This is a genomic window from Mycobacterium tuberculosis complex sp. N0072 (assembly GCF_030323725.1).
GTDB classification, from domain to species: domain Bacteria; phylum Actinomycetota; class Actinomycetes; order Mycobacteriales; family Mycobacteriaceae; genus Mycobacterium; species Mycobacterium tuberculosis.
In genome coordinates, this window is sequence record NZ_CP040689.1 from 52961 (window position 1) to 75523 (window position 22563).

The following is a 22563-nucleotide window of genomic DNA, read 5'->3' on the forward strand; positions in this document are numbered from 1 at the left end:
TCGGTGGTGTGGATGGCGTCGTACTCTGGTCAGCGTGCGACTGCAGCGACAGGTAGTGGACTACACGCTACGGCGACGCTCCCTGCTGGCCGAGGTGTATTCGGGACGCACCGGTGTGTCGGAGGTGTGCGACGCCAACCCCTACCTGCTGCGCGCCGCAAAGTTTCATGGGAAGCCCAGCCGGGTCATCTGCCCGATCTGCCGCAAGGAGCAGCTCACACTGGTGTCGTGGGTGTTCGGCGAGCACCTCGGTGCGGTATCAGGGTCCGCGCGCACCGCCGAAGAACTGATCCTGCTGGCGACCCGGTTCTCCGAGTTCGCGGTCCACGTGGTGGAGGTATGTCGAACCTGCAGTTGGAATCATCTGGTCAAGTCATACGTCCTGGGCGCCGCACGTCCGGCACGCCCCCCTAGGGGGTCCGGCGGGACGCGGACGGCGCGCAACGGGGCCCGCACGGCCAGTGAATAGCGACGGGCGTCACCATCAGTCGTCCAGCGGCGCCCCGCGCGGGCCGGCGAATCCCGGCCAGCGTGGTCAGGTTCCACCCGACGACAGACTGACCGCGATCCTCCCGCCGGTGACCGATGACCGATCGGCTCCGCACGCGGACTCCATCGAGGCGGTCAAGGCCGCGCTCGACGGCGCGCCGCCGATGCCCCCGCCGCGCGACCCGCTCGAGGAGGTCACGGCCGCGTTGGCCGCCCCGCCCGGTAAACCGCCGCGGGGGGATCAGCTTGGTGGCAGACGTCGCCCACCGGGGCCGCCCGGGCCCCCCGGTTCGTCCGGACAGCCTGCCGGCCGGCTGCCCCAACCGAGGGTGGACTTGCCCCGGGTCGGCCAGATCAACTGGAAATGGATACGGCGTTCGCTGTACCTCACCGCGGCGGTGGTGATCCTGTTGCCGATGGTCACCTTCACGATGGCCTACCTGATCGTCGACGTTCCCAAGCCAGGTGACATCCGTACCAACCAGGTCTCCACGATCCTTGCCAGCGACGGCTCGGAAATCGCCAAAATTGTTCCGCCCGAAGGTAATCGGGTCGACGTCAACCTCAGCCAGGTGCCGATGCATGTGCGCCAGGCGGTGATTGCGGCCGAAGACCGCAATTTCTATTCGAATCCGGGATTCTCGTTCACCGGCTTCGCGCGGGCAGTCAAGAACAACCTGTTCGGCGGCGATCTGCAGGGCGGATCGACGATTACCCAGCAGTACGTCAAGAACGCGCTGGTCGGTTCCGCACAGCACGGGTGGAGCGGTCTGATGCGCAAGGCGAAAGAATTGGTCATCGCGACGAAGATGTCGGGGGAGTGGTCTAAAGACGATGTGCTGCAGGCGTATCTGAACATCATCTACTTCGGCCGGGGCGCCTACGGCATTTCGGCGGCGTCCAAGGCTTATTTCGACAAGCCCGTCGAGCAGCTGACCGTTGCCGAAGGGGCGTTGTTGGCAGCGCTGATTCGGCGGCCTTCGACGCTGGACCCGGCGGTCGACCCCGAAGGGGCCCATGCCCGCTGGAATTGGGTACTCGACGGCATGGTGGAAACCAAGGCTCTCTCGCCGAATGACCGTGCGGCGCAGGTGTTTCCCGAGACAGTGCCGCCCGATCTGGCCCGGGCGGAGAATCAGACCAAAGGACCCAACGGGCTGATCGAGCGGCAGGTGACAAGGGAGTTGCTCGAGCTGTTCAACATCGACGAGCAGACCCTCAACACCCAGGGGCTGGTGGTCACCACCACGATTGATCCGCAGGCCCAACGGGCGGCGGAGAAGGCGGTTGCGAAATACCTGGACGGGCAGGACCCCGACATGCGTGCCGCCGTGGTTTCCATCGACCCGCACAACGGGGCGGTGCGTGCGTACTACGGTGGCGACAATGCCAATGGCTTTGACTTCGCTCAAGCGGGATTGCAGACTGGATCGTCGTTTAAGGTGTTTGCTCTGGTGGCCGCCCTTGAGCAGGGGATCGGCCTGGGCTACCAGGTAGACAGCTCTCCGTTGACGGTCGACGGCATCAAGATCACCAACGTCGAGGGCGAGGGTTGCGGGACGTGCAACATCGCCGAGGCGCTCAAAATGTCGCTGAACACCTCCTACTACCGGCTGATGCTCAAGCTCAACGGCGGCCCACAGGCTGTGGCCGATGCCGCGCACCAAGCCGGCATTGCCTCCAGCTTCCCGGGCGTTGCGCACACGCTGTCCGAAGATGGCAAGGGTGGACCGCCCAACAACGGGATCGTGTTGGGCCAGTACCAAACCCGGGTGATCGACATGGCATCGGCGTATGCCACGTTGGCCGCGTCCGGTATCTACCACCCGCCGCATTTCGTACAGAAGGTGGTCAGTGCCAACGGCCAGGTCCTCTTCGACGCCAGCACCGCGGACAACACCGGCGATCAGCGCATCCCCAAGGCGGTAGCCGACAACGTGACTGCGGCGATGGAGCCGATCGCAGGTTATTCGCGTGGCCACAACCTAGCGGGTGGGCGGGATTCGGCGGCCAAGACCGGCACTACGCAATTTGGTGACACCACCGCGAACAAAGACGCCTGGATGGTCGGGTACACGCCGTCGTTGTCTACGGCTGTGTGGGTGGGCACCGTCAAGGGTGACGAGCCACTGGTAACCGCTTCGGGTGCAGCGGTTTACGGCTCGGGCCTGCCGTCGGACATCTGGAAGGCAACCATGGACGGCGCCTTGAAGGGCACGTCGAACGAGACTTTCCCCAAACCGACCGAGGTCGGTGGTTATGCCGGTGTGCCGCCGCCGCCGCCTCCGCCGCCGCCGTCGGAGGTACCACCTTCGGAGACCGTCATCCAGCCCACGGTCGAAATTGCGCCGGGGATTACCATCCCGATCGGTCCCCCGACCACCATTACCCTGGCGCCACCGCCCCCGGCCCCGCCCGCTGCGACTCCCACGCCGCCGCCGTGACCGGCGCGCTGTCCCAAAGCAGCAACATCTCGCCACTTCCTTTGGCCGCCGATCTGCGGAGCGCCGATAACCGCGATTGCCCCAGCCGCACCGACGTATTGGGTGCCGCTCTGGCGAATGTCGTCGGTGGCCCGGTAGGCCGGCACGCGCTGATCGGCCGCACCCGGCTGATGACCCCGCTGCGGGTGATGTTTGCAATCGCGTTGGTGTTCCTGGCGCTCGGTTGGTCGACGAAAGCGGCCTGCTTGCAGTCCACCGGAACCGGTCCAGGTGATCAGCGGGTGGCCAACTGGGATAACCAGCGTGCTTACTACCAGTTGTGCTACTCCGATACGGTGCCGCTCTATGGCGCTGAGTTATTGAGCCAAGGCAAGTTTCCGTACAAATCAAGCTGGATCGAAACCGACAGCAACGGCACACCGCAGCTGCGCTACGACGGACAGATCGCGGTGCGCTATATGGAGTATCCGGTGCTGACTGGGATCTATCAGTACCTGTCGATGGCGATAGCCAAGACCTACACCGCGTTAAGCAAGGTGGCTCCCCTCCCGGTGGTTGCCGAAGTGGTGATGTTCTTCAACGTCGCCGCGTTCGGTTTGGCGCTGGCGTGGCTGACAACCGTCTGGGCGACCTCGGGCCTGGCCGGCCGCCGGATATGGGATGCGGCGCTGGTGGCCGCCTCACCGCTGGTGATCTTTCAGATATTCACCAATTTCGATGCGCTGGCAACGGGTTTGGCGACGAGTGGGCTGCTGGCCTGGGCGCGGCGCAGACCGGTGCTTGCCGGTGTGCTGATCGGGTTGGGCTCCGCGGCGAAACTGTATCCGCTGTTGTTCTTGTACCCGTTGTTGCTGCTGGGCATCCGGGCCGGTCGCCTGAATGCTCTGGCCCGCACCATGGCGGCCGCGGCGGCGACCTGGTTGTTGGTGAATCTGCCGGTGATGCTGCTCTTTCCGCGCGGCTGGTCGGAGTTCTTCCGGCTCAACACCCGGCGCGGCGACGACATGGACTCGTTGTACAACGTCGTCAAGTCGTTCACCGGCTGGCGTGGCTTCGACCCCACCCTGGGCTTCTGGGAGCCGCCGCTGGTGCTGAACACGGTTGTCACGCTCTTGTTCGTGTTATGTTGTGCGGCAATTGCTTACATCGCGCTCACCGCACCCCACCGGCCGCGCGTGGCGCAGCTGACTTTCTTGACGGTGGCCAGCTTCCTGTTGGTCAACAAGGTGTGGAGTCCCCAGTTCTCGCTTTGGCTGGTGCCGCTGGCCGTGCTGGCTTTGCCGCACCGCCGGATCTTGCTGGCGTGGATGACGATCGACGCGTTGGTGTGGGTGCCGCGGATGTACTACCTATACGGCAACCCGAGCCGCTCGCTGCCCGAGCAGTGGTTCACCACGACGGTGTTGCTGCGTGACATCGCCGTGATGGTGCTGTGCGGACTGGTGGTCTGGCAGATCTACCGCCCCGGGCGCGACCTCGTGCGTACCGGCGGGCCAGGGGCACTGCCGGCTTGTGGGGGAGTCGACGACCCGGTGGGAGGGGTCTTTGCCAACGCCGCCGACGCCCCGCCAGGTCGGCTACCGTCGTGGCTGCGTCCCCGGCTGGGCGACGAGCATGCGCGAGAGAGGACGCCCGATGCAGGTCGCGATCGCACTTTTTCCGGGCAACACCGCGCTTGACGCGGTTGGCCCCTACGAGGTGCTGCAGCGGGTGCCGTCGTTCGACGTCGTGTTCGTCGGCCACCGCCGCGGGGAGGTTCGCAGCGACAACGCCATGCTGGGTCTGCTGTGTGACGCGGCATTCGACGAGCTAACCCGGCCCGATGTGGTGATCTTTCCGGGCGGCATCGGAACTCGGACCCTGATCCACGACCAGACCGTGCTCGACTGGGTGCGCGAAGCGCACCGGCACACCCTACTCACCACCTCGGTGTGCACCGGCGGGCTGGTGTTGGCGGCTGCCGGACTGCTCAACGGCTTGACCGCGACCACGCATTGGCGAGTACAGGATCTGTTCAACTCGCTGGGCGCCCGATACGTCCCCCAGCGTGTCGTCGAGCATCTGCCAGAGCGGGTCATCACCGCCGCCGGGGTGTCGAGCGGGATCGACATGGGATTGCGGCTGGTGGAGCTTTTGGTCAGCCGGGAAGCCGCCGAAGCGAGCCAGCTGATGATCGAGTATGACCCGCAGCCACCGGTGGATGCCGGCTCCCTGGCCAAGGCCTCGCCGGCTACCCATCGGCTCGCGTTGGAGTTCTATCAGCATCGTTTGTGATCTGTTCGCGATAGGCCTCGCCGTTCGCGACACTGACATTGCGCACACGACACGCCGCGGATCGTCGCACCGGGTTAAGCCTGGAGTGCGGTGGTGCCTGGTCGGCATTTTCGCAGTCGAGGGCTCTCGTGTAGCCTGGGCGAGTTGCCGACGCAGGCGACCCTCCTGCCACGGATCGACCGTGGCCGCACACGACCACAGGAGGTGATGAGGTTCCTATGCGTCCATACGAAATCATGGTCATCCTCGACCCGACCCTCGACGAACGCACCGTAGCCCCGTCCTTGGAGACGTTCCTCAACGTCGTCCGTAAGGACGGCGGAAAAGTCGAAAAGGTGGACATCTGGGGCAAGCGTCGGCTGGCGTACGAGATCGCCAAGCATGCCGAAGGCATCTACGTGGTGATCGACGTGAAAGCCGCCCCGGCGACGGTGTCCGAACTCGACCGCCAGCTCAGCCTCAACGAGTCGGTGTTGCGCACCAAGGTAATGCGCACCGACAAGCACTAATCGGCCTGCCAGGCACTGGCTGTTCGCTGTCGGTGCGGTTACGTAGGCTCGGCGAAGAAGAACACGACCAGCCGCCGAACCCAGGCGGACGCAGGAGGAAATTGTGGCTGGTGACACCACCATCACCATCGTCGGAAATCTGACCGCTGACCCCGAGCTGCGGTTCACCCCGTCCGGTGCGGCCGTGGCGAATTTCACCGTGGCGTCAACGCCCCGGATCTATGACCGTCAGACCGGCGAATGGAAAGACGGCGAAGCGCTGTTCCTCCGGTGCAATATCTGGCGGGAGGCGGCCGAGAACGTGGCCGAGAGCCTCACCCGGGGGGCACGAGTCATCGTTAGCGGGCGGCTTAAGCAGCGGTCGTTTGAAACCCGTGAGGGCGAGAAGCGCACCGTCATCGAGGTCGAGGTCGATGAGATTGGGCCTTCGCTTCGGTACGCCACCGCCAAGGTCAACAAGGCCAGCCGCAGCGGCGGGTTTGGCAGCGGATCCCGTCCGGCGCCGGCGCAGACCAGCAGCGCCTCGGGAGATGACCCGTGGGGCAGCGCACCGGCGTCGGGTTCGTTCGGCGGCGGCGATGACGAACCGCCATTCTGACCCCAAGAACTGCAAATCAAGAAACGGAAAGATAGACACTCATGGCCAAGTCCAGCAAGCGGCGCCCGGCTCCGGAAAAGCCGGTCAAGACGCGTAAATGCGTGTTCTGCGCGAAGAAGGACCAAGCGATCGACTACAAGGACACCGCGCTGTTGCGCACCTACATCAGCGAGCGCGGCAAGATCCGCGCGCGTCGGGTCACGGGCAACTGCGTGCAGCACCAGCGAGACATCGCGCTCGCGGTGAAGAACGCCCGCGAGGTGGCGCTGCTGCCCTTTACGTCTTCGGTGCGGTAGCGCCGAATGTCCAACGGAGAGTGCAAAATACCATGAAGCTCATTCTCACGGCCGATGTCGATCACCTCGGGTCCATCGGCGACACTGTCGAGGTCAAGGACGGGTATGGCCGTAACTTTCTGCTCCCGCGCGGCCTGGCGATCGTCGCCTCGCGCGGAGCCCAGAAGCAGGCTGACGAGATCCGCCGGGCCCGCGAAACCAAAAGCGTACGCGACCTAGAGCACGCCAACGAGATCAAGGCGGCGATCGAGGCGCTCGGCCCGATAGCGCTGCCGGTGAAGACTTCAGCTGATTCTGGGAAGTTGTTCGGCTCGGTGACCGCCGCAGATGTGGTTGCTGCCATCAAGAAGGCCGGTGGACCAAACCTCGATAAGCGGATCGTTCGGCTGCCCAAGACGCACATCAAGGCCGTGGGCACGCATTTTGTGTCGGTGCACCTGCACCCGGAAATCGATGTCGAGGTATCGCTGGACGTCGTGGCGCAGAGCTAAGGCGAGCTGAGGCCACAACAGTTTGCGCATGCCGGTGGTGACCGCGGTCGGCCGCCGCCGGGGTTTCGCCATGCCCTGGGTGTCCACCGCACGGTCCGGTGCGGTGATGCTGGCGAACTATTCGGCCGGCGTTTGCGGGCGGGTGTCTTCACCGGGCCTTAACGTCAGGAAAATGTGTCTGAAAGCCAACACGCCCGGCGCGGTAACCTGGCTCGACACGCCGAAGAGATTCTTGTCCACACAAACGGCGTCGCGTTGTATGGCCGTTAACAGCAGTGATGTCGTAACGGGCCGTATTGATCCACAGGTTCTCCACACCCCGCTCAACACAGACGTCGACGGATATGCACATGCGATGCACAGCTCCATAAACAGTGGCCCCTTGGAGTACTTGCCAGCAACGTTTAGCGTCTTCCCGGCGCTAGGCGATGTGGGTGACTTGGGCGGTGGTGTCGGTGCGGCGACTTACGCTCTGGATAGGTTGTCGAATATGCGTTCGGGTGCTTGTGTCGGAGGAGGTGAGAGCCCATGGCGGTCGTTGATGACCTAGCGCCCGGCATGGACTCCTCACCGCCCAGTGAAGATTACGGCCGTCAACCACCGCAGGATCTCGCCGCCGAGCAGTCCGTGCTGGGCGGGATGTTGCTGAGCAAGGACGCCATCGCCGATGTACTGGAACGGCTACGGCCCGGCGATTTTTATCGTCCGGCGCATCAGAACGTCTACGACGCCATTTTGGACCTGTATGGGCGGGGAGAACCGGCTGATGCGGTGACGGTGGCCGCCGAACTGGATCGCCGTGGGCTGCTGCGCCGCATCGGCGGTGCTCCCTACCTGCACACCCTGATCTCGACGGTGCCGACGGCCGCCAACGCGGGCTACTACGCGAGCATCGTTGCCGAAAAGGCGCTGCTGCGCCGGCTGGTAGAGGCCGGAACCCGGGTGGTGCAGTACGGCTATGCCGGCGCCGAAGGCGCGGATGTGGCCGAGGTGGTCGATCGCGCGCAGGCCGAAATCTACGACGTCGCGGATCGGCGGCTGTCGGAAGACTTTGTGGCGCTTGAGGACCTGCTGCAACCGACGATGGACGAGATCGATGCCATCGCTTCCAGTGGCGGCCTGGCGCGCGGGGTGGCTACCGGCTTCACCGAACTCGACGAGGTCACCAACGGCCTGCATCCGGGGCAGATGGTCATCGTGGCGGCGCGCCCGGGCGTGGGAAAGTCCACCCTTGGGCTGGACTTCATGCGGTCATGCTCGATCAGGCATCGGATGGCCAGCGTCATCTTCTCGCTGGAGATGAGCAAGTCCGAGATTGTCATGCGACTGCTGTCGGCGGAGGCCAAAATCAAGCTCTCCGACATGCGTTCGGGCCGGATGAGCGATGACGACTGGACCCGGCTGGCGCGGCGGATGAGCGAAATCAGCGAAGCGCCACTGTTTATCGACGACTCGCCCAACCTGACCATGATGGAGATCCGTGCCAAGGCGCGCCGCCTGCGGCAAAAGGCCAACCTGAAGTTGATCGTGGTCGACTACCTGCAACTGATGACCTCGGGCAAGAAGTATGAATCACGGCAGGTGGAGGTGTCGGAGTTCTCGCGGCATCTGAAGCTGTTGGCAAAAGAGCTTGAGGTTCCCGTGGTCGCGATCAGCCAGCTCAACCGTGGGCCCGAGCAGCGTACCGATAAGAAACCGATGCTGGCCGACCTCAGGGAATCGGGCTGCCTGACCGCGTCCACCAGAATCTTGCGCGCCGATACCGGCGCTGAGGTCGCCTTCGGTGAGCTCATGCGAAGCGGTGAACGTCCCATGGTGTGGTCGCTGGACGAGCGGCTGCGCATGGTGGCCCGGCCGATGATCAACGTGTTCCCGAGCGGGCGCAAGGAAGTGTTTCGGCTTCGGCTGGCTTCCGGACGCGAAGTCGAGGCCACCGGCAGCCACCCCTTTATGAAGTTCGAAGGCTGGACTCCCTTGGCGCAGTTGAAGGTTGGTGACCGGATCGCAGCACCGCGCCGGGTACCTGAGCCCATCGACACTCAGCGGATGCCCGAGTCTGAGCTCATTTCGCTGGCTCGCATGATCGGTGACGGGTCGTGCCTGAAGAACCAGCCGATCCGCTACGAGCCGGTGGATGAGGCGAACCTGGCCGCGGTGACGGTCTCGGCGGCGCACTCGGATGGGGCTGCGATCCGCGACGACTACCTCGCAGCTCGAGTGCCGTCGTTGCGCCCGGCGCGGCAACGACTACCGCGCGGGCGGTGCACGCCGATTGCGGCGTGGCTGGCTGGCCTAGGGCTATTCACGAAACGCAGCCACGAAAAATGCGTACCGGAGGCTGTATTTCGCGCCCCCAATGACCAGGTGGCGTTGTTTCTGCGGCATCTGTGGAGCGCTGGTGGCTCTGTTCGGTGGGATCCCACGAATGGTCAAGGCCGGGTCTACTACGGCTCAACCAGTAGGCGTCTCATCGACGATGTGGCTCAATTGCTGCTTCGGGTTGGGATTTTTTCCTGGATCACACACGCCCCAAAGTTGGGCGGCCACGATTCGTGGCGGCTGCACATTCATGGCGCGAAGGATCAGGTCAGGTTCCTTCGTCACGTCGGCGTTCACGGCGCCGAAGCGGTGGCGGCCCAAGAGATGCTGCGTCAGCTCAAAGGACCGGTTCGCAACCCGAACCTGGACAGCGCGCCGAAAAAAGTATGGGCGCAAGTCCGCAACCGACTGTCCGCCAAACAGATGATGGACATCCAGCTCCACGAACCGACGATGTGGAAGCATTCCCCGAGCCGGTCAAGGCCGCATCGCGCGGAGGCGCGGATCGAAGATCGAGCGATCCATGAGCTGGCGAGAGGCGACGCGTACTGGGACACCGTCGTGGAGATCACCAGCATTGGAGATCAACATGTTTTCGATGGGACTGTAAGCGGCACACACAATTTCGTCGCCAATGGCATTAGTTTGCACAATTCGCTGGAACAAGATGCCGACGTTGTCATCCTGCTGCATCGACCCGACGCCTTTGACCGCGACGATCCACGTGGGGGAGAAGCGGATTTCATTCTCGCCAAACACCGCAACGGTCCGACGAAGACGGTCACCGTAGCGCATCAACTGCACCTGTCACGCTTCGCCAACATGGCTCGGTGACATGCGGATGTGTGGGGTCTCACGGAGCGTGGCCGAATCTCACGAATGATGGGGCCATCAGGGCGGACCGGTCCACGCATCCGCGGCGGCGTTGAAGTCCCCGAGCAACACGCGTCGTGGTTGATGCGTGAGATGAGTCAGATCAGGGCGACAGGACGTCGAACCAGTGGGACTAATGCATGATCACCAGATACAAGCCTGAGTCGGGGTTTGTCGCCCGTAGCGGTGGTCCCGACCGGAAGCGTCCCCATGACTGGATCGTTTGGCACTTCACCCATGCCGACAATCTCCCTGGGATCATCACCGCTGGCCGTCTGCTGGCCGATTCAGCAGTCACCCCGACGACCGAGGTGGCATATAACCCAGTCAAGGAGTTGCGCCGCCACAAAGTCGTCGCCCCCGACAGCAGGTACCCGGCGTCGATGGCAAGCGATCATGTGCCGTTCTACATTGCGGCGCGGTCGCCCATGCTCTACGTCGTATGCAAGGGCCACTCCGGCTACTCCGGCGGTGCCGGCCCGCTGGTGCACCTCGGGGTGGCGCTTGGCGACATCATAGACGCGGATCTGACGTGGTGCGCCAGTGACGGCAATGCTGCAGCCAGCTACACCAAGTTCAGCCGCCAGGTCGACACGCTCGGCACCTTCGTCGACTTTGACCTGCTCTGCCAGCGGCAATGGCACAACACCGATGACGACCCCAACCGCCAGAGCCGCCGCGCCGCCGAGATCCTGGTATACGGCCATGTCCCGTTCGAGCTGGTCAGCTACGTGTGTTGCTATAACACCGAGACGATGACACGGGTACGAACTCTGCTCGATCCTGTCGGTGGGGTGCGAAAGTATGTCATCAAGCCCGGCATGTACTACTAAGGAAGGAGGAGGCCATATGATCACGTACGGCTCTGGCGACCTCCTTCGGGCTGACACCGAAGCGCTCGTCAACACCGTCAACTGTGTTGGGGTGATGGGCAAGGGAATTGCGCTGCAGTTCAAACGCCGCTACCCTGAGATGTTCACCGCCTACGAAAAGGCGTGCAAACGCGGCGAAGTTACCATCGGCAAGATGTTCGTCGTCGACACCGGACAGCTCGACGGACCGAAACACATCATCAACTTCCCCACCAAGAAACACTGGCGTGCACCGTCGAAGCTGGCCTATATCGACGCCGGCCTCATTGATCTCATCCGCGTGATCCGTGAACTCAACATTGCTTCTGTGGCAGTTCCCCCGCTGGGGGTGGGCAACGGAGGTCTGGATTGGGAAGATGTCGAGCAACGGCTCGTATCAGCATTCCAGCAGCTGCCCGACGTTGACGCCGTGATCTACCCCCCATCAGGTGGATCTCGCGCCATCGAGGGCGTCGAAGGACTTCGGATGACCTGGGGGCGCGCCGTCATACTCGAAGCGATGCGGCGATATCTCCAGCAGCGCCGCGCGATGGAGCCGTGGGAAGACCCTGCAGGGATCTCGCATCTGGAGATTCAGAAGCTCATGTACTTCGCCAACGAGGCCGATCCCGATCTTGCGCTAGATTTCACGCCCGGCCGATACGGGCCATACAGCGAACGTGTCCGTCACTTACTGCAAGGAATGGAGGGCGCATTCACAGTCGGCCTGGGTGACGGCACCGCAAGAGTTCTTGCGAACCAACCGATCTCGTTGACTACTAAGGGAACTGACGCCATAACGGACTATCTGGCCACCGATGCGGCAGCTGACCGGGTGAGCGCCGCAGTCGACACGGTGTTGCGCGTCATCGAAGGCTTTGAAGGCCCATACGGGGTTGAGCTGCTCGCCAGTACGCATTGGGTGGCCACACGTGAGGGCGCCAAGGAACCAGCCACGGCAGCGGCCGCGGTCCGAAAGTGGACAAAACGCAAGGGTCGGATCTACAGCGACGATCGCATCGGTGTTGCCCTCGACCGCATTCTTATGACTGCCTGAAAGCGACCGGCTCGTCGTTAAGGATGTGCGCCGACGCCCAGCCGTCAGGGAGCGTTGGGCTGCTCGGACGGAATTGCCCCACCGCAACCACCCGGTGGCGGCGGGCCGGGGAGGGGCTCACCGCCGCTGACACAATCGAAGTAAAACTGTGGGCCGGTAAACCACGTTTGCATCCACTGGTGCCAAAACGAACCGTCGGGGTACTTCTCGCCGTCGCACACGGCCAAGTCGCCAAAACCCCATCGGCCACCCGGGCAATAGCCTTTCGTCATGTCCGGCTGATGCGGGTCAGGTGGATCTGCGCTGGCAACCGAGGCAGGAAACACAAGCGCCGCTGCACAACCCAGTATCGCAGTACTCAGGCGAGCAAACTTCAACTTCATTTCAAACTCCGTCAAACGTTGAATCGACTCGGCGGACTCCAAGCGATGGTCAGCGCTTGCGGATGAGCCGCGGCAATGAGTCGTAGTGGGCAGACATTCCCGAGAACAGCCTGAAATCCTGTTCGGTTGATGCCGTGCCGGCATCGACGTACCAGGACGAGGCACTGACTCGGGAAGGCACAGCCGCCGTGGCGATTGTATATGACGCGTCGGACTGGGCAGCGATGGCGCGGGACTCTGCCCGGGCGCCGGCCTTGGACACGGCCAGCGCCCGCCACCTGTCGTCGGCATTTGGCGTTTGTCGAATTGCGGGATTATTTTGCTCGGGTGATGTCATCAGCTATTGGTTCGGTCGCGCGGTGGATAGTCCCCCTCCTGGGGGTTGCAGCCGTTGCTTCCATCGGTGTTATCGCGGACCCGGTGCGGGTCGTTCGGGCCCCGGCGTTGATCCTGGTCGATGCGGCAAACCCGCTGGCCGGAAAGCCCTTCTACGTCGATCCCGCCTCGGCGGCCATGGTCGCCGCGCGCAACGCCAACCCGCCGAACGCCGAGCTGACCTCCGTCGCCAACACCCCGCAGTCCTACTGGCTCGACCAGGCATTCCCGCCGGCGACCGTCGGCGGCACGGTTGCCAGGTACACCGGAGCGGCGCAGGCGGCCGGCGCCATGCCGGTTCTGACGCTGTATGGAATCCCCCATCGCGACTGCGGTAGCTACGCATCCGGTGGGTTCGCGACGGGCACTGATTACCGCGGGTGGATCGACGCTGTCGCATCCGGCCTGGGCTCATCGCCGGCGACGATCATCGTCGAACCCGATGCGCTGGCCATGGCCGACTGCCTGTCGCCTGACCAGCGCCAGGAACGTTTCGACTTGGTGCGCTACGCCGTCGACACGCTGACCCGCGACCCGGCCGCTGCCGTGTACGTCGATGCGGGGCATTCGCGCTGGCTGAGCGCCGAGGCAATGGCCGCCAGGCTCAACGATGTCGGTGTGGGCCGCGCGCGCGGGTTTAGCCTCAACGTCTCGAACTTCTACACCACCGATGAGGAAATCGGCTATGGCGAGGCGATTTCGGGGCTCACGAACGGTTCGCATTACGTGATCGACACGTCGCGCAACGGCGCCGGACCCGCGCCCGACGCCCCGCTCAACTGGTGTAACCCCAGCGGCCGCGCCCTGGGCGCACCGCCCACCACGGCGACCGCGGGCGCGCACGCCGACGCTTACCTGTGGATCAAACGTCCCGGGGAATCGGACGGAACCTGCGGTCGCGGGGAGCCTCAGGCGGGTCGGTTCGTTAGCCAGTACGCCATCGATCTGGCCCACAACGCCGGCCAGTAGAGACCTCACGCGCAGACCGGCTGAGCGTGCGGCCGTTGGGCCGTCGGCGTCGGGTTCGGCCAGGTGGGGTAACGGTTCGGGCACGTTTCCACTACCTCGTGACACGTCATGCGGCACCGCGGTTCGGGTGGTCGACAATGCGGGACATGACCCAAAATTCGGGGTGCTGCCGGCCCGCAGCGTCGGGCTGCGCCGCGGTGGTGACCGTCGCGAGACGGGAGCCCGACGTTGGCGCGTGAGATCTCACGCCAGACGTTTCTGCGGGGTGCCGCCGGAGCGTTGGCCGCCGGCGCGGTCTTCGGCTCGGTCCGGGCTACCGCGGATCCGGCTGCCTCTGGCTGGGAGGCTCTTTCTTCCGCCCTCGGAGGGAAAGTGCTACAACCGGACGACGGTCCCCAATTCGCAACGGCCAAGCAGGTTTTCAACACCAACTACAACGGCTATACGCCGGCGGTGATCGTTACCCCGACATCGCAGCTGGACGTGCAGAAGGCGATGGCGTTCGCTGCCGCGAACAACCTCAAGGTGGCCCCACGCGGTGGCGGGCACTCCTACGTGGGGGCGTCCACGGCCAACGGCGCCATGGTGCTCGACCTACGTCAGCTACCTGGGGACATCAACTACGACGCCACCACCGGGCGGGTCACGGTGACGCCCGCCACCGGTTTGTACGCCATGCACCAGGTGTTGGCCGCGGCCGGCCGGGGCATCCCGACCGGCACCTGCCCGACGGTCGGTGTCGCGGGACACGCGCTGGGCGGCGGGCTGGGCGCCAATTCCCGGCACGCCGGCCTGCTCTGTGACCAATTGACGTCGGCGTCGGTGGTGCTGCCCAGCGGCCAGGCGGTCACCGCGTCCGCCACCGACCACCCCGACCTGTTCTGGGCGTTGCGCGGTGGCGGTGGCGGCAACTTCGGCGTGACAACCTCGCTGACCTTCGCGACGTTCCCCAGCGGGGACCTCGACGTCGTGAACCTCAATTTCCCACCGCAGTCGTTCGCGCAGGTTCTGGTCGGTTGGCAGAATTGGCTGCGAACCGCCGACCGAGGCAGCTGGGCACTGGCCGATGCCACCGTCGACCCGCTGGGCACGCATTGCCGCATCCTTGCGACCTGCCCGGCCGGGTCGGGCGGCAGCGTGGCGGCCGCCATCGTTTCGGCCGTCGGAACGCAACCGACCGGCACCGAAAACCACACGTTCAACTATCTGGACCTGGTCAGATATCTGGCCGTCGGGAACCTCAACCCGTCGCCGCTGGGATATGTCGGCGGATCCGATGTCTTCACGACGATCACTCCGGCGACCGCCCAGGGAATCGCCTCGGCGGTCGACGCCTTTCCGCGTGGAGCGGGCCGCATGTTGGCGATCATGCACGCCCTCGACGGCGCGCTCGCCACTGTGTCACCGGGGGCCACGGCCTTCCCGTGGCGTCGGCAGTCGGCGCTGGTGCAGTGGTACGTCGAAACATCCGGCTCCCCGCCGGAAGCGACTAGCTGGCTCAACACCGCACATCAAGCGGTGCGAGCGTATTCGGTTGGCGGCTATGTGAACTATCTCGAGGTAAACCAACCGCCGGCACGTTACTTTGGCCCGAATCTGTCCCGGCTGAGCGCAGTACGTCAGAAGTATGACCCCAGCCGGGTCATGTTCTCCGGGCTGAACTTCTAGCAGCCCCGCATGAGTACTAGCCCCTAGGACGGGCCATCCTCGTCTACCCTGGGAAGTGATCATGGAACTTTCCGTGTCTGTTATCGCGGGGTTGGTCATCGCACTGCTGGCGGCCATCACCCCTGCTGCGGGCGAACGCCCGGAAAGCCGCCGCCAGGCGCTCGCAAATGCCGCCGAGGCCGGGGAGCATCCGGCCACATCACCGTTGCGACGGTAGCCGATTCGTCGCGATACGGCTGTGGAGTTAGGAGGCGCGGATGGAGACAGGTTCGCCGGGAAAACGTCCGGTCTTGCCCAAGCGTGCCCGCCTGCTGGTGACGGCAGGCATGGGCATGCTCGCGTTGCTGCTGTTTGGACCCCGGCTAGTCGATATTTACGTTGACTGGTTGTGGTTTGGTGAGGTCGGTTTCCGCAGCGTCTGGATCACGGTACTGCTGACCCGCCTGGCGATTGTCGCAGCGGTCGCACTTGTGGTGGCCGGCATTGTGCTTGCTGCCCTACTGCTGGCGTATCGCTCGCGGCCGTTCTTTGTACCCGACGAGCCGCAGCGGGACCCGGTCGCGCCACTTCGCAGCGCGGTGATGCGCCGGCCGCGCCTGTTCGGGTGGGGCATCGCCGTCACGCTCGGTGTGGTGTGCGGGCTGATCGCTTCGTTCGACTGGGTGAAGGTTCAGTTGTTCGTACACGGGGGCACCTTTGGCATCGTGGACCCCGAATTCGGCTATGACATTGGGTTTTTCGTCTTCGATCTGCCGTTCTACCGGTCGGTGCTGAACTGGCTGTTCGTGGCCGTGGTTCTGGCGTTTCTAGCGAGCCTGTTGACGCATTACCTGTTCGGCGGCCTTCGGCTGACAACCGGCAGAGGCATGCTGACCCAGGCAGCTCGCGTTCAACTCGCAGTGTTCGCCGGCGCGGTTGTACTGCTGAAGGCGGTTGCCTACTGGTTGGATCGCTATGAGCTGTTGTCGAGTGGACGTAAGGAGCCGACCTTCACCGGCGCCGGCTACACCGATATCCACGCCGAGCTGCCGGCCAAGCTTGTGCTGGTGGCGATTGCGGTATTGTGTGCGGTGTCATTCTTTACCGCGATCTTTTTGCGCGACTTGAGGATTCCGGCGATGGCCGCCGCACTGCTGGTGCTGTCGGCGATCCTGGTCGGTGGACTGTGGCCGCTGCTGATGGAGCAGTTCTCGGTGCGTCCCAACGCCGCCGATGTCGAACGCCCATATATCCAACGCAACATCGAAGCGACCCGCGAGGCGTATCGGATCGGTGGCGATTGGGTCCAGTACCGTAGCTATCCGGGCATCGGTACCAAACAGCCGCGCGACGTGCCCGTGGATGTCACCACGATTGCCAAGGTGCGGCTGTTGGACCCGCATATCCTGTCCCGAACCTTCACCCAGCAACAGCAGCTCAAGAATTTCTTTAGCTTCGCCGAGATACTCGACATCGATCGCTATCGCATCGACGGTGAGCTGCAGGACTACATCGTCGGCGTCCGGGAGCTCTCGCCGAAAAGCCTCACCGGCAATCAGACCGACTGGATCAACAAACACACCGTCTACACGCATGGCAACGGCTTCGTGGCCGCCCCGGCCAATCGGGTGAACGCGGCGGCCCGCGATGCCGAGAATATTTCCGACAGCAACAGCGGGTACCCGATATACGCCGTCAGTGACATCGCGTCGCTGGGTTCTGGGCGCCAGGTCATCCCGGTCGAGCAGCCACGGGTCTACTACGGCGAGGTGATCGCCCAGGCCGATCCGGACTACGCGATCGTGGGCGGAGCCCCGGGGTCCGCGCCGCGCGAGTATGACACCGACACGTCCAAGTACACCTATACCGGCGCCGGGGGTGTGTCGATCGGAAACTGGTTCAACCGCACGGTGTTTGCCACCAAGTTCGCCCAGCACAAGTTCCTGTTCTCCCGGGAGATCGGCTCGGAGTCGAAGGTGTTGATCCATCGCGACCCGAAGGAACGGGTGCAACGCGTGGCGCCGTGGTTGACCACCGACGACAACCCCTATCCGGTGGTGGTGAACGGGCGGATCGTCTGGATCGTCGACGCCTACACCACCTTGGACACCTATCCGTACGCACAACGCAGCTCGCTCGAGGGCCCGGTGACCAGCCCGACCGGCATTGTGCGGCAAGGCAAGCAGGTGTCGTACGTGCGTAACTCCGTCAAGGCAACCGTGGACGCCTACGACGGAACCGTAACGCTGTTTCAGTTCGATCGAGACGACCCGGTGCTGCGGACCTGGATGCGTGCCTTTCCCGGAACCGTCAATTCCGAAGACCAGATTCCCGACGAGTTGCGTGCCCACTTCCGTTATCCGGAGGACCTTTTCGAGGTCCAACGTAGCTTGCTGGCCAAGTATCATGTCGACGAACCGCGAGAGTTCTTCACCACCAACGCCTTCTGGTCGGTGCCCAGCGACCCGACCAACGACGCTAACGCCACTCAACCGCCGTTCTACGTCCTCGTCGGCGACCAGCAGAGCGCCCAGCCGTCCTTCCGGTTGGCGTCGGCGATGGTTGGCTACAACCGCGAATTCCTCTCCGCGTACATCTCGGCGCACTCGGATCCGGCGAACTACGGCAAGCTGACCGTGCTGGAGTTACCCACCGACACCCTGACCCAAGGCCCGCAACAAATTCAGAACTCGATGATCTCCGACACTCGGGTCGCCTCCGAGCGCACCCTGCTGGAACGGTCAAACCGGATTCACTACGGCAACCTCTTGTCGCTGCCGATCGCCGACGGCGGCGTGCTCTATGTGGAACCGCTCTACACCGAGCGGATCTCGACAAGCCCGAGCAGTTCGACTTTCCCGCAACTTTCCCGGGTGCTGGTCAGCGTGCGTGAACCCCGCACCGAGGGCGGGGTCCGGGTCGGGTACGCACCGACCCTGGCCGAATCTTTGGATCAGGTATTTGGGCCCGGCACCGGTCGGGTCGCCACCGCTCCCGGCGGTGATGCCGCCAGCGCGCCACCGCCGGGAGCCGGCGGGCCGGCACCGCCGCAGGCCGTACCGCCACCGAGAACGACCCAACCGCCGGCCGCCCCGCCCCGGGGGCCGGACGTCCCCCCCGCGACGGTGGCCGAACTGCGGGAAACGCTGGCCGATCTGCGCGCGGTGCTCGACCGGTTAGAGAAGGCCATCGATGCCGCCGAAACGCCCGGTGGATAAGCCGGCATTCTTAGCCGGTGAACTCCGAGCGCTGTTCTGGCGCTAATCTGACGCTAGAATAGCGCTATGGCTACCATTCAAGTTCGGGATTTGCCCGAAGATGTCGCCGAAACCTATCGACGGCGCGCCACCGCAGCGGGGCAGTCGCTGCAGACGTATATGCGCACCAAGCTCATCGAAGGGGTGCGGGGCCGAGACAAGGCCGAGGCAATCGAGATCCTGGAACAGGCGCTCGCCAGCACTGCCAGCCCAGGCATCAGCCGGGAGACCATCGAGGCATCCCGGCGGGAGCTCAGGGGTGGATGAATGTGTAGTCGACGCGGCGGCCGTGGTTGACGCTCTCGCCGGCAAGGGCGCCAGCGCGATCGTTCTGCGCGGTTTGCTCAAGGAGTCGATTTCTAACGCGCCGCATTTGCTGGACGCAGAGGTCGGACATGCACTCCGCCGCGCCGTGCTCAGCGACGAAATCTCCGAAGAGCAGGCTCGCGCCGCGTTGGATGCCTTGCCTTATCTCATCGACAATCGTTACCCGCACAGCCCACGACTGATCGAATACACATGGCAGCTAAGGCACAACGTCACGTTCTACGACGCCCTTTACGTCGCACTGGCCACCGCACTGGATGTCCCGCTGCTCACGGGCGACTCGCGGCTTGCGGCCGCGCCGGGCCTTCCGTGCGAAATCAAACTCGTTCGGTGACATCCCTTTGCGGGACGCCAATGGCGCCGTCGTAGCCGGGCCAGCCCGTCGTCAGCCTTGGACAGCCTCCAGCGCTGCATTGAACGTCTTGCTGGGCCGCATCACCGCCGTAGTCATGTCGCTGTCCGGCGCGTAGTAGCCGCCGATGTCCACCGGTTCGCCTTGTACCTCGGTGAGCTCTCGCACGATGACGTCTTCGTTTTTGGTCAACACATCTGCCAGCGAGGCGAAGTGTTCGGCCAGCTGCTGGTCGTCGGTCTGCGCGGCCAGCTCTTGTGCCCAGTACATGGCGAGGTAGAACTGGCTGCCCCGGTTGTCGAGTTCACCGGTTTTGCGCGACGGACTCTTGTCGTTGTCCAGCAGCTTGCCGATGGCGGCATCCAGGGTCTTACCCAAGAGTTTGGCCCGCTCGTTACCGGTCTTGATGCCGATATCCTCGAAACCGGCGCCCAGCGCGAGGAACTCACCCAGAGAATCCCAGCGCAGGTGATTCTCCTCCACCAATTGTTTGACGTGCTTGGGTGCCGAACCGCCCGCCCCCGTCTCGTACATTCCGCCGCCGGCCATCAGCGGAACGACGGACAGCATCTTGGCGCTGGTGCCTAACTCCAGGATCGGGAACAGGTCGGTGAGGTAGTCGCGCAGGATGTTGCCGGTCGCGGCGATGGTGTCCAGTCCACGGACCAGGCGCTCGCACGTGTAGCGCATGGATCGCACTTGCGACATGATCTGGATGTCCAGACCTTCGGTGTCGTGATCTTTCAGGTATGTCTTGACCTTCTTGATCAGCTCGTTCTCGTGCGGGCGGTACGGGTCCAGCCAGAACAGCACCGGCATCCCGGAGATGCGCGCGCGGGTGACAGCCAGCTTGACCCAGTCACGGATCGGTGCGTCCTTGACGATGCACATGCGCCAGATGTCGCCGGCTTCCACGTTCTCGGTCAGCAGCACCTCGCCGGTGGCGACATCGACGATGTTGGCGACGCCGTCCTCGGGAATCTCGAACGTCTTGTCGTGCGAGCCGTACTCCTCGGCCTGCTGGGCCATCAGACCCACATTGGGGACGGTGCCCATCGTCGTCGGATCGAACTGGCCATTTGTCTTGCAGAAGTTGATGATCTCCTGATAGATGCGCGAGAAGGTGGACTCCGGGTTGACCGCCTTGGTGTCCTTGAGCTTTCCGTCGGCGCCATACATCTTGCCGCCCGCGCGAATCATCGCGGGCATCGAGGCGTCCACGATCACATCGCTCGGCGAGTGGAAGTTGGAGATACCTCTGGCCGAATCGACCATCGCGAGCTCGGGGCGGTGTTCGTGGCAACGGTGTAGGTCCTCGATGATCTCGTCGCGTTGCGACGCCGGCAGCGACTCGATCTTGCTGTACAGATCGGACAAGCCATTGTTGACGTTGACGCCCAAGTCGTCGAACAGCTCCTGGTGCTTGGCGAAGGCGTCCTTGTAGAAGATCCTGACCGCGTGGCCGAAGACGATGGGGTGGCTGACCTTCATCATGGTCGCCTTGACGTGCAAGGAGAACATCACGCCGGTCTCGAACGCATCCTGCATCTGCTCTTCGTAGAAGTCGCACAGCGCTTTCTTGCTCATGAACATGCTGTCGATGACGTCGCCGTCATCCAGCGGCACCTCGGGCTTGAGCACGATCGTCTTGCCGCTCTTGGCCAGCAGTTCCATCCTCACGTTGCGCGCGCGGTCCAGTGTCATCGACTTCTCGCCGGCGTAGAAGTCACCGTGCCGCATGTGCGCTACGTGGGTGCGTGAGGCCATCGACCACTCGCCCATGCTGTGCGGGTGCTTGCGCGCGTACTCCTTCACCGCCTTGGGCGCCCGACGGTCCGAATTGCCTTGGCGCAGTACCGGGTTCACCGCGCTGCCCAGGCATCTGGCGTAGCGCTCTTTGATGGCCTTCTCCTGGTCAGTCTTCGGGTCCGCCGGGTAGTCTGGGACCGCGTAACCCTTGTCTTGCAGTTCCTTGATGGCGGCTACCAGCTGTGGCACCGAGGCGCTGATGTTCGGCAGCTTGATGATGTTGGTGTCGGGTAGCTGAGTCAGCCGGCCCAGTTCGGCGAGGTTATCCGGTACCCGCTGCTCCTCGGTCAGGTAATCGGGGAATTCCGCCAGGATGCGTGCCGCTACAGAGATGTCGCTGGCCTCGATCTTGATGCCCGCCGGTTCGGCAAAGGCACGCACAATCGGCAGAAAGGCGTAGGTCGCCAGCAGCGGCGCCTCGTCGGTCAGCGTGTAAATGATGGTCGGCTGTTCGGCGCTCATGGTGTTCTCCCGGCGTCACTGTCGGTCAGATGCTGAATCACTCCGCGTTGTAGCGGCGGTTACCAGTATCGCGGATTGCGCCGCACATGATTCGGGCGGTGTTCTGCGCGACGACGATCACTTTCTGTTTGCCCGAAGGCCGTCGAGGGCGACGTCGGTCACCTTTGCGGCCAACTCAGCGTTGTAGCTCTGCATCGCTTGGCAGCCGACTAGGAGCGTCTTGACGTCAAGCACGTCTACGTCCGGCCGTACGGTGCCGGCGCGCTGGGCGGCGCGCAACAGGTCGGTGAGCAGGTCCAAGAAATCTGCCTCGGCTTCCGGGGCCGCGCTGCTGATTTCAATCCCGACGCCGGCCAGCGCCTCGACCAGGCCGCGATCGGTGGCGCCCCACTGCAATACCATCGACCGCAGGAATGCAAACAGCGCGTCGCCGGGATGCTTGGATTTGAGCAGGGCATGTCCCTTGTCGATGATGCGGTGCATCCGGTCGGCGATCACCGCCTGAAACAGCGCCTCCTTGGTCGGGAAATGCCGGTATACCGTGCCTGCGCCGACTCCGGCGCGCCGAGCGATCTCGTCAACGGGCACCGATAGACCGTCGGCCGCAAAGGTTTGGTAGGCAACCTCCAATACGCGTGCCCGGTTACGGGCCGCGTCGGCACGCACCCGCCGGTCAGTAGGAGCCAAGTCGTACCTCCGAAAGCCTTGACAAAGCGGGGCGCGCGTTCCGTATAGTTCGGCTAAGCGGAGCGCTCGCCCCGCTTAGTCAAAGCATAGCGAG

General features: G+C 63.9%; 20 protein-coding genes. 17 read left to right on the forward strand and 3 right to left on the reverse strand.

Features of this window, described 5'->3' with window-relative positions; genetic code table 11:
• The first annotated feature begins 34 nt into the window (after positions 1–34).
• The 11 genes from FF952_RS00270 to darG all read left to right on the forward strand — a co-directional run bounded on the left by FF952_RS00270 (position 35) and on the right by darG (position 12201).
• Entirely contained in the window at positions 35–469 is a 435-nt protein-coding gene (locus FF952_RS00270; protein ID WP_003899789.1) for a DUF5318 family protein, read from the forward strand.
• Positions 462–2933, forward strand: a complete 2472-nt coding sequence (gene ponA1, locus FF952_RS00275; RefSeq protein ID WP_031653681.1) for a transglycosylase/D,D-transpeptidase PonA1 — start codon at positions 462–464, stop codon at positions 2931–2933. The genes FF952_RS00270 and ponA1 overlap by 8 nt, the downstream gene beginning before the upstream one ends.
• Positions 2930–4612, forward strand: a complete 1683-nt coding sequence (locus FF952_RS00280; RefSeq protein WP_003400514.1) for a glycosyltransferase family 87 protein — start codon at positions 2930–2932, stop codon at positions 4610–4612. The genes ponA1 and FF952_RS00280 overlap by 4 nt, the downstream gene beginning before the upstream one ends.
• Positions 4569–5207: a DJ-1/PfpI family protein gene (locus FF952_RS00285; protein WP_003912418.1), complete on the forward strand. Its 639-nt coding sequence runs from the start codon at positions 4569–4571 to the stop codon at positions 5205–5207. Before FF952_RS00280 ends, FF952_RS00285 begins: the two co-directional genes overlap by 44 nt.
• 218 nt (positions 5208–5425) lie before the next feature.
• The gene (gene rpsF / locus FF952_RS00290) at positions 5426–5716 is read left to right on the forward strand and encodes a 30S ribosomal protein S6 (RefSeq protein WP_003400520.1); all 291 of its coding nucleotides are present in this window, start codon (positions 5426–5428) and stop codon (positions 5714–5716) included.
• 103 nt (positions 5717–5819) lie between these two features.
• Positions 5820–6314 (forward strand): single-stranded DNA-binding protein, encoded by a 495-nt coding sequence (locus FF952_RS00295; protein ID WP_003400534.1) that lies wholly within the window; start codon positions 5820–5822, stop codon positions 6312–6314.
• A gap of 41 nt (positions 6315–6355) precedes the next feature.
• Positions 6356–6610 (forward strand): 30S ribosomal protein S18, encoded by a 255-nt coding sequence (gene rpsR / locus FF952_RS00300; protein ID WP_003400540.1) that lies wholly within the window; start codon positions 6356–6358, stop codon positions 6608–6610.
• Positions 6611–6642: 32 nt separating this feature from the next.
• A complete protein-coding gene (rplI, locus tag FF952_RS00305) occupies positions 6643–7101 on the forward strand; it encodes a 50S ribosomal protein L9 (RefSeq protein WP_003400543.1) in 459 nt (152 codons plus the stop codon).
• Positions 7102–7629: 528 nt separating this feature from the next.
• Positions 7630–10254 carry a replicative DNA helicase gene (locus tag FF952_RS00315; protein ID WP_003400547.1) on the forward strand — a complete coding sequence of 875 codons (2625 nt, stop codon included), beginning with the start codon at positions 7630–7632 and terminating at the stop codon, positions 10252–10254.
• Between the two features lie 179 nt (positions 10255–10433).
• Positions 10434–11126, forward strand: a complete 693-nt coding sequence (gene darT, locus FF952_RS00320) for a toxin-antitoxin system toxin DarT (protein ID WP_003400548.1) — start codon at positions 10434–10436, stop codon at positions 11124–11126.
• Between the two features lie 16 nt (positions 11127–11142).
• On the forward strand, positions 11143–12201 hold the full coding sequence (gene darG / locus FF952_RS00325; protein ID WP_003400551.1) for a toxin-antitoxin system antitoxin DNA ADP-ribosyl glycohydrolase DarG: 1059 nt from the start codon (positions 11143–11145) through the stop codon (positions 12199–12201).
• A 44-nt stretch (positions 12202–12245) separates the two neighbouring features.
• Here the strand turns inward: darG and FF952_RS00330 are convergent, their stop codons facing one another.
• Positions 12246–12584, reverse strand: a complete 339-nt coding sequence (locus FF952_RS00330) for a hypothetical protein (RefSeq protein ID WP_003899794.1) — start codon at positions 12582–12584, stop codon at positions 12246–12248.
• Positions 12585–12785: 201 nt separating this feature from the next.
• On the opposite strand from FF952_RS00330, the gene FF952_RS00335 reads away from it, so the two are divergent.
• The 6 genes from FF952_RS00335 to vapC1 all read left to right on the forward strand — a co-directional run bounded on the left by FF952_RS00335 (position 12786) and on the right by vapC1 (position 19493).
• Complete coding sequence (locus FF952_RS00335) at positions 12786–13928, forward strand: glycoside hydrolase family 6 protein (RefSeq protein ID WP_014587935.1); 1143 nt, start codon at positions 12786–12788, stop codon at positions 13926–13928.
• A 228-nt stretch (positions 13929–14156) separates the two neighbouring features.
• Entirely contained in the window at positions 14157–15596 is a 1440-nt protein-coding gene (locus FF952_RS00340) for an FAD-binding oxidoreductase (RefSeq protein ID WP_003902831.1), read from the forward strand.
• A gap of 55 nt (positions 15597–15651) precedes the next feature.
• On the forward strand, positions 15652–15813 hold the full coding sequence (locus FF952_RS00345) for a hypothetical protein (protein ID WP_003899796.1): 162 nt from the start codon (positions 15652–15654) through the stop codon (positions 15811–15813).
• Between the two features lie 40 nt (positions 15814–15853).
• Complete coding sequence (locus FF952_RS00350; protein WP_244736097.1) at positions 15854–18793, forward strand: UPF0182 family protein; 2940 nt, start codon at positions 15854–15856, stop codon at positions 18791–18793.
• A 66-nt stretch (positions 18794–18859) separates the two neighbouring features.
• Complete coding sequence (locus tag FF952_RS00355; protein ID WP_003400577.1) at positions 18860–19099, forward strand: FitA-like ribbon-helix-helix domain-containing protein; 240 nt, start codon at positions 18860–18862, stop codon at positions 19097–19099.
• Positions 19092–19493, forward strand: a complete 402-nt coding sequence (vapC1, locus tag FF952_RS00360; protein WP_003400580.1) for a type II toxin-antitoxin system ribonuclease VapC1 — start codon at positions 19092–19094, stop codon at positions 19491–19493. Before FF952_RS00355 ends, vapC1 begins: the two co-directional genes overlap by 8 nt.
• Before the next feature lie 51 nt (positions 19494–19544).
• On the opposite strand, the gene FF952_RS00365 is transcribed toward vapC1, so the two are convergent.
• Together FF952_RS00365 and FF952_RS00370 are read right to left on the reverse strand one after the other, a co-directional pair.
• On the reverse strand, positions 19545–21782 hold the full coding sequence (locus FF952_RS00365) for an NADP-dependent isocitrate dehydrogenase (protein ID WP_003899797.1): 2238 nt from the start codon (positions 21780–21782) through the stop codon (positions 19545–19547).
• Between the two features lie 117 nt (positions 21783–21899).
• Positions 21900–22469 (reverse strand): TetR/AcrR family transcriptional regulator, encoded by a 570-nt coding sequence (locus FF952_RS00370; RefSeq protein ID WP_003902834.1) that lies wholly within the window; start codon positions 22467–22469, stop codon positions 21900–21902.
• Positions 22470–22563: the final 94 nt, after the last annotated feature.

Excerpts from the sequence above, each read along its gene's own strand:
- FF952_RS00365 (WP_003899797.1), bottom strand. The coding sequence starts at position 21,782 with ATGAGCGCCGAACAGCCGACCATCATTTACACGCTGACCGACGAGGCG.
- FF952_RS00330 (WP_003899794.1), bottom strand. The coding sequence starts at position 12,584 with ATGAAGTTGAAGTTTGCTCGCCTGAGTACTGCGATACTGGGTTGTGCA.
- rpsR (WP_003400540.1), top strand. The coding sequence starts at position 6,356 with ATGGCCAAGTCCAGCAAGCGGCGCCCGGCTCCGGAAAAGCCGGTCAAG.
- FF952_RS00350 (WP_244736097.1), top strand. The coding sequence starts at position 15,854 with ATGGAGACAGGTTCGCCGGGAAAACGTCCGGTCTTGCCCAAGCGTGCC.
- FF952_RS00355 (WP_003400577.1), top strand. The coding sequence starts at position 18,860 with ATGGCTACCATTCAAGTTCGGGATTTGCCCGAAGATGTCGCCGAAACC.
- rpsF (WP_003400520.1), top strand. The coding sequence starts at position 5,426 with ATGCGTCCATACGAAATCATGGTCATCCTCGACCCGACCCTCGACGAA.
- darT (WP_003400548.1), top strand. The coding sequence starts at position 10,434 with ATGATCACCAGATACAAGCCTGAGTCGGGGTTTGTCGCCCGTAGCGGT.
- FF952_RS00335 (WP_014587935.1), top strand. The coding sequence starts at position 12,786 with ATGACGCGTCGGACTGGGCAGCGATGGCGCGGGACTCTGCCCGGGCGC.
- darG (WP_003400551.1), top strand. The coding sequence starts at position 11,143 with ATGATCACGTACGGCTCTGGCGACCTCCTTCGGGCTGACACCGAAGCG.
- FF952_RS00285 (WP_003912418.1), top strand. The coding sequence starts at position 4,569 with ATGCAGGTCGCGATCGCACTTTTTCCGGGCAACACCGCGCTTGACGCG.
- FF952_RS00315 (WP_003400547.1), top strand. The coding sequence starts at position 7,630 with ATGGCGGTCGTTGATGACCTAGCGCCCGGCATGGACTCCTCACCGCCC.
- rplI (WP_003400543.1), top strand. The coding sequence starts at position 6,643 with ATGAAGCTCATTCTCACGGCCGATGTCGATCACCTCGGGTCCATCGGC.